The organism is Rhodococcus sp. 4CII (assembly GCF_014256275.1).
In the GTDB taxonomy this organism is placed as follows: Bacteria; Actinomycetota; Actinomycetes; order Mycobacteriales; family Mycobacteriaceae; genus Rhodococcus_F; species Rhodococcus_F wratislaviensis_A.
On sequence record NZ_JACCFE010000002.1, the window covers coordinates 1,322,538 to 1,333,469 of the forward strand.

Consider the following 10,932-nt stretch of genomic DNA (forward strand, 5'->3'; position numbering starts at 1 on the left):
GACGTGCGCCACAGTGTAATACGTAACGCCCGTCACAGGTACCTGCGGTCAGTGACCGACGCCGGCGAAGAGGTCGTGCTCCCGGCCGTCCTGGCCCGTGTCGCCGAGTGCACCTCGCACCAGCACGAAGTGTTCCTCGGTCAGGATCGGCTGCGCGATGTCGTTGGAGAGCGCGTACTCGGTGCCACTCGGTGCCACCGTCACCTGCGTGGCGTGCGCCGCGAGCGCCGCCCGCTTGGCGTCGAACACGCCCCGCACGTCGATGACCGTCGTCACGTCGGAGTCCGGGACACTCGGCAGTTCGCCGGGCTCCGGCAGGCGCCAGCCGTCGGGCACGTCCCCGATCCGGCAGAGACCCGACTCGAGCGCGGTCGCCTCGGTCACCGTCCAGTACAGCTTCGCGACGTCCCACGGTTCACCGCGATCCGGGTAGCACGCCGAACCCGCGGCCTCGACGGCCGCGGTGGTGATCGTGTGCGCCTGGATGTGGTCGGGGTGCCCGTATCCGCCGTCGGTGTCGTAGGTGACCACGACGTGCGGTCGCAACTCCCGGATGAGAGCCACCATCGCCGCGATCACGGACTCGCGGTCGGCATTGACGAACGCGCGCGGGTTCGCCGCCGACGCGGTGCCTACCATCCCGGAATCGCGGAAGCGCCCCGCCCCCAGGAGAAACCGCGGCCGCCCCGCGCCCAGGCGCGAGAGGGCGGAGGTCAGCTCACCGATCCGGAACCCGCCGAGTTGATCGGCGGCGCCGGCCACCAGATGCGCCCACTCGTCGCCGATCACCTCGCCTTCCTCACCGAGCGTGCACGTGAGGACGTGAACCTCGGCGCCCTCTGCGACATAGCGCGCGATGGTGCCGCCGGTGGTGATGGTCTCGTCGTCGGGATGGGCGTGGACCAGCAGAAGTCGCCGCTCACTCATTCCTTGATCCTGCTCCAGTCTGCTGCGTCGCTGAATATTCCGACCGGCACGGCGCCCGACAGAGACACACCCTCGACGCCCGGTCCTGCCGCGACCAGCGTGCGATCCTGCATGATCGGCAGCACCGCAGCGAGATCCCAGAGCCTGCGATCGGCATCGGCGAGGGCCTGCGGCACGTCCCCCGTTCCCCGCAGCCCGGCGTCGATGGCCGGTTGCAGCGTGGGATCGCAGACGCCGGACAGGTTCGACGGAGCCTCGGCCTCCACCACCGAATCCCCTGCGGGGCCCGACGTCCCGGTGTTCGCCTGCGTCGTCGCGACCGCCACGGGCGGGCAGCTGTGCCGGGAGGCCAGTGCCGTCGCCGGATCGGATCCGGCGCGCGACCATCCGACGACCGCTCCGATGTCGCCCTTGCTCAGCGACTCTCCGTACAGCTCCTCGGCGGGAAGTGCCGTCACGGTGGCATCGACGCCGGCGCCGCGCAACTGGTCGGCTGCCGTGTTCGCGACTGCGCTCGCGGTGTCGTCCCCCTCGGGTGTCCCGATGACGAGAGTCAGCGGCACACCGTTGCGGACGAGCCGGGTCGCCGGCGCAGCACCCGCGGGAACGGCGGTCGCCGTGGGGGTTTCGGCCACATAGCCGTACTCGGCCAGTTGCGCCAGCACCTGCTCGCGGCTCGGCCGCGCGGGTGCGGTCGCGACGTAACCGGGGTCGGACGGGGCGTAGACCTGCGACCGCGCAGGAACAGCGGACGCCTCGCTGCCCGCGCCGACGACGGCGAGCAGGTCGGTGTCCAGGAGGTCCAGGAGACTCTTCCGCACCCGGACGTCGGCAAGTTCGGGCACCCGGCCGTTCAGCGTCAGGTCGAGTCCGCGGGGCTGATACGACGACCCGGTGCGCACCGTCGGGATCGCCGCGAGCTGCGCCGAAGTAGCCGTGCCCCCGTGTATCTGCACGACCTGGGTGTCGTTGTTGCGCATCGAGTCGGCGAGCTGCGACGGCGATCCGTCGCGGCGCATCAGGATCTGGTCGGGGGTCGCCGGCTTGTCCCAGAACCGGTCGTTGCGTTCGAGCAGGATCTCGTCGCGACCGCGATCGATGGACTTGATGTGGAAGTGCGCGCCCGACACCGGGATGTTCTCGGACAGCCCGGTCGCGAAACCGCCCGGGGAATCCTTGATGAGGTGTGACGGCAGCAGGTCGGTGAACAGTTCACGCCACGCGGGGTACGCGGCCTTCATCACGACGGTCACCGTCTTGCCGCCGCCGGACGACCTGACGTCCTCGATGAGCCGGTACCCGGCCGGGTCGACGACACCGGGCGCACTGATCATCTGCTGCCACAGGTACCGGAAGTCCTCGGCGGCGATGGGGGCGCCGTCGGACCACTGCGCCTCGTTCCGCAACTGGTACGTGACGGTGAACGGTTCCTGCGACGTGACGTCCGCGGCGATGACAAGCGACGAGTCGGGAATCCAGGTGCTGCCGCCTGGGTGTGCGGGATCGGGCACCGGCCGGAACGGGCTCGGCAGGACGAGCGCGCTGACCGCGGAGTTCGCCGGCGACTGGTCCGACAGCAGGTGCGGGTTGAATCCGCTGCCCACGTCGTCGATCGCGACGACGACGGGCTGCTTCTCGGTGGGCGACACCGTCGGCTTGGGGCTGTCGGTGCTTTCGACGGGCGGAGGCGGATCGGCGGTGCACGACGTGAGTACCGTCGTCGTCACGGCCAGCAGGAGCGCGGCCACTGCCGTCCCCCGCCGTCGTCCCCGCAGTCCTCGACCTCTCGCGAGTCGACCCCCAGCACCCACCGCGCCGCCTTTCCTCAGAGATACCGGAAGGCTCCGGAAACCCACGAGCGAATGTACCTTCGGTCGCCTATCGACCGAAGGTACATCCGCCCGGTTGTGTATGACGTGGTCGGACGTGCCGACTACAGGGCCGCCTTGTCACGGGCCTTGGAGCGCGAACGCTCACGGGCACGGTCGGTGGCCGACAGGTGCACCTTGCGCACGCGCACGACCTCCGGGGTGACCTCGACGCACTCGTCGCCGGCGCAGAACTCCATCGCGCCTTCGAGCTCGAGCTTGATGGGCTTGGCGAGGGTCTCCATCACGTCGGCGGAGGACTGACGCATGTTGGTCAGCTTCTTCTCGCGGGTGACGTTGATGTCGAGGTCCTCCTGGCGCGGGTTGATACCGACGACCATGCCCTCGTAGGTGTCGGCACCGGGCTCGACGAAGAAGGTTCCGCGATCGGCGAGCTGGATCATCGCGAACGGGGTGACCGAACCGGTGCGGTCAGAGACGAGCGAGCCGGTGTGGCGGGCGCGGATCTCGCCGGCCCACGGCGCGTAACCGTGGAAGACGGCGTTGGCGATGCCGGTGCCGCGGGTCTCGGTGAGGAAGTCGGTGCGGAAGCCGATCAGGCCGCGCGACGGGACGATGAACTCCATCCGGACCCAGCCCGCACCGTGGTTGGCCATCTGCACCATCTTGCCCTTGCGGTTGGCGAGGAGCTGGGTGATGGCGCCGAGATACTCCTCGGGGCTGTCGATGGTGAGTTCCTCGAAGGGCTCGTGCACCTTGCCGTCGACCTGACGGGTCACCACCTGCGGCTTGCCGACGGTCAGCTCGAAGCCCTCGCGGCGCATCTGCTCGACGAGGATGGCGAGCGCGAGCTCACCACGACCCTGGACCTCCCAGGCGTCGGGGCGGCCGATGTCGAGGACCTTGAGCGAGACGTTGCCGACCAGTTCCTGGTCGAGGCGGGACTTCACCATGCGGGCGGTCAGCTTGTGTCCGCTGACCCGGCCGACGAGCGGCGACGTGTTGGTGCCGATGGTCACCGAGATGGCGGGCTGGTCGACGGTGATCCGGGGCAGCGGGACCGGGTTCTCCAGGTCGGCGAGGGTGTCGCCGATCATGATGTCGGCGAACCCGGCGACGGCGACGATGTCACCGGCGACGGCCTTCTCGGCCGGCTGACGCTCGACGCCGACGGTGGCGAGCAGTTCGGTGATCTTGGCCTTGGTGACCACGGGCTCGCCGTCGATCTCGCGGCACCAGGAGACGGTCTGCCCCTTGGTCAGCTCGCCGTTGTGGATGCGGACCAGCGCGAGGCGGCCGAGGAACGCGGAGGCGTCGAGGTTGGTGACGTGAGCCTGCAGCGGCGCGTCGACGTTGCCCTTGGGGGCGGGCACGTAGTTCAGCAGCACGTCGAACAGGGCGTCGAGGTTCTCGGCGTCCGGTGCGTGACCGTTCTCGGGCTGAACCTTGGACGCCTTGCCCTCGCGGCCGGACGCGTAGAGGACGGGAAGGTCGAGTGCGAGCTCCGCCGCTTCCGCCGCCTCGTCGTCGAGGTCCGAAGCCAGGTCGAGCAGCAGGTCGTGGCTCTCGGACACGACCTCCTCGATGCGAGCGTCGGGACGGTCGGTCTTGTTGACGACGAGGATGACGGGCAGCGAGGCGGCGAGCGCCTTGCGCAGCACGAAGCGGGTCTGCGGCAGCGGGCCCTCGGACGCGTCGACGAGCAGGACGACACCGTCGACCATGGACAGGCCGCGCTCGACCTCGCCGCCGAAGTCGGCGTGGCCGGGGGTGTCGATGACGTTGATGACGGTGACACTGCCGTCGGCGTGATGCTTGTGGACGGCGGTGTTCTTCGCGAGGATGGTGATGCCCTTCTCGCGTTCGAGGTCGCCGGAGTCCATGACACGATCGACCAGTTCGGCGCGCTCCTCGAATGCCCCCGACTGACGCAACATGGCGTCGACGAGAGTGGTCTTGCCGTGGTCGACGTGTGCGACGATGGCAACGTTACGGAAGCTGGTGATGGTCACGCGGTGGCTCTCCTGGCTGAGTTGATTCGGCCACGCGAAAGTTCCCTCGCACGGCTTTCTGGCGGCCGCCTTGTCATCTCGATTCAGAATCCTCGTCGAGGCGATGGTCAAATCGCCCAGTACAGGCATCGCGGCCACGTGAATACTACCCGCCCGAGCGCCGACTTCGCGCATCGCCGACCACACGAGGCCTGCCCGACCAGCGTAAAGTGATCTGCGCCACGTTCGTTTCGGTGTCTCCCGCGTGTGGATCGAGGCCGAAAGCTGAGGGGACGCTAACCTGGGTGCGGCCGGCGGAGACCGGCATCCACCGGAGTAGGAAGGCCGAGCCGAGTATGGGCAAGGTGAAGGCCAGCAAGGTATCGGGTCTCAAGCCGAAGAAGAAGTGCTGCCGCAGCAAGACGCGTTGCATCAAGTGCCCCGTGGTCATCATGCGGATGAAGAAGCTCGAGAACGAGGGCGCATCCAAGAAGGAACTGAAGAAGGGCCTGAAGAAGGCCCGCGCGGCCTGACGTCACGCCTACCCGTTCAGGTGCGGCCGCAGGTCCGGCACCCACCCGCGGTCGTTGCCGACGAGGTCGATCTCCCCCAGTTCGCGCCCGTCCACCCACCGCAGCTCCGCATGATCGAGCGCGACCGGTGTTCCCGACACCAGTTCGACCCGGTACGCCCGCAGCACCCGGCCGTCGGGCAACGGCACGTCGCCGCCGATCCGGTCGCTGCCGGACACCTCCACCCCGAGTTCTTCCCGCAGCTCCCGGCGCAGCGCGGCCGCGGCGGTCTCCCCCGCTTCCGCCTTCCCTCCGGGCAGCTCCCACTGTCCCGCGAGCTCCGGGGGCCGGGTGCGCTGCGCGAGCAACAGCAGGCCGTCGACGATGATCGCGGCCGCCACGACCTCTCCGGCGTGGTCGACGGGTCTTGCACGTTCCGCTGGCACCGCACCATCATGGGGTATGGCCGAGTTGCTGTCAGACGGAGAGATCGACACCGCGCTCGCAGAACTGCCCGGGTGGCGGCGAGCCGGCGATTCCCTCGTCCGCACCGTGGAGTCGCCGAGTTTCCCCGACGCCGTCGAGCTCGTGCGGAAGGTCGCGGACGCGGCGGAGGCTGCGAACCACCACCCGGACATCGACATCAGGTGGCGGAAGGTCACCTATACGCTGTCGACGCATTCCGCGGGCGGGCTCACGCAGCAGGATCTGGATCTTGCTGCGCAGATCGACGCGCTGGCGGGCTGACCGCGGCGGCACGCGTCGTGCGGCGCCCCGCGTAGGCCACCCAGGCGTAGACACCGAACGCACCCACGACGTCGACGGTGCCCAGCCACGCGAAGATCGCGGGGCGGGAGATCAGCCAGATCGAGTCCTGGAAGAAGCTGAGCACCCACGGCACCCCGATGAGTGTCGTGACGAGCCAGTAGCCGGCGAGGATCCGGGTGCCCAGCATCGGCCCGTACGGACCGTGCAGCAGCCAGATCAGCATCGGGATCACCCACACCCAGTGGTGTGACCACGAGATCGGGGAGATGAGCAGGCCCAGCAACTCGACGATGACGAGGGTGCCGAGCCGGTCGTCGCGGGCGATCGCCCGCCAGGCAAGGACGGCGAGGACGAGCGTGACCGCCACGGCCAGCAGCCAGACGGCGCCGGTCTCGACGTCGTACCCCAGCAGCCGCGACAACGCGCCACGCAGCGACTGATTCCACACCGAGCCGACCGGGCCGATCCGATCCGCGTCGCCGAGCAGGTGGGTGAAGTACTCCCGCGCCTCCGAGCCGATCAGCAGGTAGCTGACTCCCACGGTCGCGGCGAAGGCGATCCCCGAGAACGCGGCGGCCTTCCATCGGCGCTGCAGGAGGAAATAGAGGCCCGTGATCGCCGGGGTCAGTTTGATCCCGGCGGCGACACCGACGAGCGCACCGGACAGCCACCACCGCGAACTGCGGACGGCGGTCATCACCAGCAGCGCGAGAAAGACGTTGATCTGGCCGTAGTCCAGGGTGGTGCGCACCGGTTCCACCCACACCCCCACCGTGGTCCACAGCACCGCGACCGCACGCCAGTGCGGTGTGCGTGCGGTGTCGCCGAGGACGAGCCCCAGGCTCATGCGGGCCAGCGCGTAGAGGGCCAGGATGGTGAGCAGTTGCCAGCCGACGCCGACCAGCGGGAACGGCAGGTAGTGCAGGGGAAAGAAGACGAGCGCGGCGAACGGCGGATACGTGAACGGCAGCGGAAAGTCCGGTGTCACTTCCGAATAGGTGAAGTCGTAGAGACTGCCCCCGTGCAGCGCCTCGGACCCGTCGACGTAGACGTGCAGGTCGACGAGGTTCATTCCGTTGGGACTCAGCAGCGTCCACGCCATACGCCCGAGCACCGAGAGCACGAGAAGCACAGGCGCGCACCGCAACAGGGTGTGCAGGGCGGCCGTCCCCCACGACGACGTGGGCGAACGCTCGGACGGGTGGTCGGAGGATGCTCCGTCGTCGGACGCTGCATGGTCGGACGCTGCATGGTCGGACACAGTGTGGTGCTCTCCTGTGAGGTGTAGACGTCTCAGCCGATCCCGAAACGGTCCCGCACAGCGTAGACGGCGGCGCCCGCGGGCCCCGAGGTGTCCGTAGCGGTGCGTAACAGTTGCATCACCAATCACACGGACCACACCGGCCACACGCTATCGTCACCGGAGGATCACCGTCGGGGTCTGTATGCCATACACTCCCCACCGGGGTGCCGCAGCGACCGGTGAACGAACTCGTGAGCTGTACAACCCGGGGGCGCTGTACATAGAGTGACCCCCCGAGCCGTCAGCGCGGATTGAGTTGTCGTCCACGCTGTTATGACTAAGGATGGGGAGACTGTGCTTCGAACCCGAGGTATGCGCAGAGCAGTGACTGCTCTCGCTGTGGCCGCAGCAGCCGCGATGGCAGTGCCGGCCCAGGCGATCGCGCAGCCGACGCCGCCGCCCGTGCCCGAAGGCATCCCCGTGGAGATGCTCGCGTCGTTCGCACCCGCGATCATCGGAGCAGCCGCAGGTACCGAAGACATCGCCGCAGGTCCCCAGGACGCGATCCTGGATCAGGCCCGTAATCTCCTCGAATCCCCCGGCATTCCGCCGGAGCTCAAGTCCACTCTCGAGCGCGTCATCACGTTCCTCGACGGCAGCGGCGGCGGCGGTCCCGAGATCCCCAAGGAGAACGCGCCCGTCATCGCGCAGTTCCTGTACCCGACCATCGGTAAGGGCTGCATCGGAGAGGGCGCCGACTCGGTGGGCACCGCACTCGCGGTTCCCGGTCCGGCCGTGCTGCCCCCGCCCGGACCGAAGGCAGGTCAGGCCGGTTTCGTGTTCACGGCTCTCGGAACCAGTTCCGTTGCCCCCGAACAGCCCAATCCGCTGACTGTGACGTGGATCAACCTGGACAACCAGCGCCGCGCCACCCAGAACCTCACCAACGAGGCCAAGATCAACCCGGACGGACCGGCCACACTGTCCGCCATCGCGGACACCGGCCCGGGCCGCGTCCTCGCCGTCGTCTCGGGTGGCCTGACGACGCAGAAAGAGGGCGCCGCGCCGATCACGTGCAGCTTCCTCCCCACCGTCGGCATGTTCCAGGTCGCGTAGAACCCTCGACACCGATACACGAGGGGCCCCTCCGGATACGTCCGGAAGGGGCCCTTCGTGCACCGCAACCCTGTTTGCCGACGGCGCCGCCGTGGTAGACCGAAGAATGCCCTCGATGCACCACACCCCGGACCACTCACTGCGATCGCGACACGCCCGGCGTTCGATCCTCTCGATCCGCTCGGAGGGATCGATCCTCTCGATCGGTTCCGCCTATTCGATCCTGTCGGTCGGCAGTGTGGGCTCGGTGCTCTCGATCGGGTCGGTCGGTTCGGCCGGCTCGGCCCTGAGCACCGCCTCGTTCGCGAGCCTCGGGTCCGCCCTGTCGGGGCTGTCCCGATGGTCGCTGATGTCCTGGAAGGGATGGCACGACGCGCCGCCGGAACACCCCCACTTGACGGTCATCGCCGACGAGCCGGACCTCGCACGGGACGCGACCGCGCACGTCCAGTCCTGACACTCCCGGCTCAGGAGGTCTTTCCGCGGCGCGGCCAGGAATTGCCCTCGACCTTCTCGATCTCGCCGTTGAACTTCGTCAGCAGCCGGCGAAACTCGTCCCGGTCATGGGCACTCCATCCGGCGATGATGCGCTCGACGCCGTTGCGACCCAACGCCCGGTCGGCGTGCAGTTGTTCGATGCCCCGCGGTGTCGCCTCGACCTTGCGGGCCATTCCGCCGTCCGGGTCGGGGACGCGGTCGACGAGCCCGCGCTTGAGCAACGCGCCGATCTGTCGGTTGATCGTCGAGATGTCGAGCCGGAACGCCTCGGCCAGCTGCTTCAGACTGAGCGGATGCTCCAGCTCCAGGCGGCCGAGGATCAGGTAGGCGGAACGGTCGAGTTGGAATCCCGCGCGCTGGGCATGGGCGTGATATCGCGACAGCAACGTCAATTCGTTCTCGACAGCTGCCACCACGTCGCGATCGGACACCGCCACCTCCACTCGTCGCCCTCGTTCTGCGGGACTCATTCTGCCCGAGATCAAATGTGCATCCTACACACAATGTGTATTGTGCACATTTCTCCTGGCGGGACGACGGTTCAGGACCCGTTGACGAACAGCGCAGTGAAGAGGACCGACGCGACGGTGTACACGAAGTTGAGGAGCAGATCCATGGGGACCTCCCGGGTTCGGAGTGAAAGGAGTGACGAGAGGGTAATCGGGGTTTCCTCGGTCAGCGTTTCACAGTCCCATCCACCGGAAAACGCCCCACCCTCGAACTGAAACGTGTTCTCATTCTCCGAAGAGAGCCGGACGAGAGAAGGGACGCACGCATGCCGTGGAGCCGTGCCGAACTGGAAGACGCATTCGCCCACTACCAGCGAAGCGTCGGTCGCTGCGTCGAACTCGGCGACTGGAACGGCTTTGCCGACCTCTTCACGGAGGACGCCACGTACGTCGAGCACGCCTTCGGACAATTCGACGGACGCGAAGCCATCCGCCGCTGGGTCACCCGCACCATGTCGGCGTTCCCCGGGAGCCGGATGACCGAGTTCCCGGCCAACTGGTACGTGATCGACGAAGACCGGGGGTGGGTGATCTGCGAGATCGACAACCCGATGGAAGATCCCGGCGACGGTTCGGAGCACGCGGCCGCCAACATCACCATTCTGCACTACGCCGGCGACAACCTGTGGTCGCGCGAAGAGGATGCGTACAACCCGATGAACTTTCTCGCGACGGCCAAGAAGTGGTGTCGCGCAGCGGAAGCCGCCGGAAACCTACCCGACGACGCCCGGGAGTGGCTGACGAGAACAGGCGGGCAACCGGCAGCGTGACCGGTCACCACTGCCCGTAGTCGGGCTTGAGAATGTCGTTGAGATCGATACCGACTCCGTCGACGTTGCTCGCATCGATCTCGTACTGGTGCAGGTGCGCCGACGGGTGGACGTACCCCTCCGGCGTGCCCCAATCGTGTTGCCAGTAGAACGAACCGAACCCTGCCAGGATCGCCAGATCCAGCGTTTTCGAGTTGGCGTAGATGCCGGTATTGCCCTTGCCGACCACCGACTCCCACCCCGCGAGGTACGGGCCGATCATGGTGAGGAAATCGGTGGGCGAGGGATTGTCGTCGATGGATGCATAGATGGGCCGGTCCTCGGAACCGCCTGCGGCGAGGTGCAATTCGAGGCCGCGTTCGGCATGCCGTTTCCCCGCCTCGAGCCCGCCGCGCCAGTCGGCCGTCGGCCCCTTGCCGAACTGGTAGCACGACACGACCGACAGTCCGGCATCGAGCAGCGCCTGCGCCTCGTCGGCGAGCATCGGCTTGCCCTCCATCCACTCGGCGCCGGGACGCCGATCGGACACGTAACGGATGGCGCCGTCGTACCCCGCCTCGAGAATGGCGTCCGCCGAGGGGACGCCACCCGCATAGTCGATCAGGGTGCCCAGACTGTCCGCCTTCGCGACGGCGACCGAGGACGTGGTGGACGTGAGCGCCGCGATTCCGGCCACGGCAGATCCTGCTGCCGCGTACCGGAAGAGGTCTCGTCGAGAAATCTGCACTGTGGCCCCCATATCCGATCGGTCGCGCTTCGGCGTGTCTCC

The 10,932-nt window shown here is 67.9% G+C and carries 12 protein-coding genes; 5 read left to right on the top strand and 7 right to left on the bottom strand.

Annotated elements, in window-relative coordinates; translation table 11 throughout:
• Positions 1 to 48: 48 nt before the first annotated feature.
• The 3 genes from mshB to typA form a co-directional block, all read right to left on the bottom strand.
• Positions 49 to 927 (bottom strand): N-acetyl-1-D-myo-inositol-2-amino-2-deoxy-alpha-D-glucopyranoside deacetylase, encoded by an 879-nt coding sequence (mshB, locus tag H0B43_RS07045; RefSeq protein ID WP_185728680.1) that lies wholly within the window; start codon positions 925 to 927, stop codon positions 49 to 51.
• The gene (locus H0B43_RS07050; protein WP_312033891.1) at positions 924 to 2,738 is read right to left on the bottom strand and encodes an ABC transporter family substrate-binding protein; all 1,815 of its coding nucleotides are present in this window, start codon (positions 2,736 to 2,738) and stop codon (positions 924 to 926) included. The genes mshB and H0B43_RS07050 overlap by 4 nt, the downstream gene beginning before the upstream one ends.
• A 122-nt stretch (positions 2,739 to 2,860) precedes the next feature.
• Positions 2,861 to 4,768, bottom strand: a complete 1,908-nt coding sequence (gene typA, locus H0B43_RS07055; RefSeq protein ID WP_185728678.1) for a translational GTPase TypA — start codon at positions 4,766 to 4,768, stop codon at positions 2,861 to 2,863.
• A 344-nt stretch (positions 4,769 to 5,112) separates the two neighbouring features.
• On the opposite strand from typA, the gene H0B43_RS07060 reads away from it, so the two are divergent.
• Entirely contained in the window at positions 5,113 to 5,280 is a 168-nt protein-coding gene (locus H0B43_RS07060) for a hypothetical protein (protein ID WP_162130660.1), read from the top strand.
• Between the two features lie 8 nt (positions 5,281 to 5,288).
• Here the strand turns inward: H0B43_RS07060 and H0B43_RS07065 are convergent, their stop codons facing one another.
• Positions 5,289 to 5,705: an NUDIX domain-containing protein gene (locus tag H0B43_RS07065; protein WP_185728676.1), complete on the bottom strand. Its 417-nt coding sequence runs from the start codon at positions 5,703 to 5,705 to the stop codon at positions 5,289 to 5,291.
• Positions 5,706 to 5,721: 16 nt separating this feature from the next.
• Between H0B43_RS07065 and H0B43_RS07070 the strand changes: the two genes are divergently transcribed.
• Entirely contained in the window at positions 5,722 to 6,006 is a 285-nt protein-coding gene (locus tag H0B43_RS07070; protein ID WP_185728674.1) for a 4a-hydroxytetrahydrobiopterin dehydratase, read from the top strand.
• Here H0B43_RS07070 and H0B43_RS07075 read toward each other — a convergent pair.
• Positions 5,954 to 7,288 carry a mannosyltransferase gene (locus H0B43_RS07075; RefSeq protein WP_185728672.1) on the bottom strand — a complete coding sequence of 445 codons (1,335 nt, stop codon included), beginning with the start codon at positions 7,286 to 7,288 and terminating at the stop codon, positions 5,954 to 5,956. The genes H0B43_RS07070 and H0B43_RS07075 overlap by 53 nt on opposite strands.
• Before the next feature lie 315 nt (positions 7,289 to 7,603).
• Here H0B43_RS07075 and H0B43_RS07080 point away from each other — a divergent pair, with 315 nt between their 5' ends.
• Together H0B43_RS07080 and H0B43_RS07085 are read left to right on the top strand one after the other, a co-directional pair.
• Positions 7,604 to 8,386 carry a hypothetical protein gene (locus H0B43_RS07080; protein WP_185728670.1) on the top strand — a complete coding sequence of 261 codons (783 nt, stop codon included), beginning with the start codon at positions 7,604 to 7,606 and terminating at the stop codon, positions 8,384 to 8,386.
• Positions 8,387 to 8,492: 106 nt separating this feature from the next.
• Positions 8,493 to 8,843: a hypothetical protein gene (locus H0B43_RS07085; RefSeq protein WP_185728668.1), complete on the top strand. Its 351-nt coding sequence runs from the start codon at positions 8,493 to 8,495 to the stop codon at positions 8,841 to 8,843.
• A 10-nt stretch (positions 8,844 to 8,853) separates the two neighbouring features.
• On the opposite strand, the gene H0B43_RS07090 is transcribed toward H0B43_RS07085, so the two are convergent.
• Positions 8,854 to 9,321, bottom strand: a complete 468-nt coding sequence (locus H0B43_RS07090; protein ID WP_185728667.1) for a MarR family transcriptional regulator — start codon at positions 9,319 to 9,321, stop codon at positions 8,854 to 8,856.
• Between the two features lie 338 nt (positions 9,322 to 9,659).
• Here H0B43_RS07090 and H0B43_RS07095 point away from each other — a divergent pair, with 338 nt between their 5' ends.
• Positions 9,660 to 10,163 (top strand): nuclear transport factor 2 family protein, encoded by a 504-nt coding sequence (locus tag H0B43_RS07095; RefSeq protein WP_185728665.1) that lies wholly within the window; start codon positions 9,660 to 9,662, stop codon positions 10,161 to 10,163.
• Positions 10,164 to 10,167: 4 nt separating this feature from the next.
• Here the strand turns inward: H0B43_RS07095 and H0B43_RS07100 are convergent, their stop codons facing one another.
• Complete coding sequence (locus tag H0B43_RS07100) at positions 10,168 to 10,902, bottom strand: DUF1906 domain-containing protein (protein ID WP_185728664.1); 735 nt, start codon at positions 10,900 to 10,902, stop codon at positions 10,168 to 10,170.
• Positions 10,903 to 10,932: the final 30 nt, after the last annotated feature.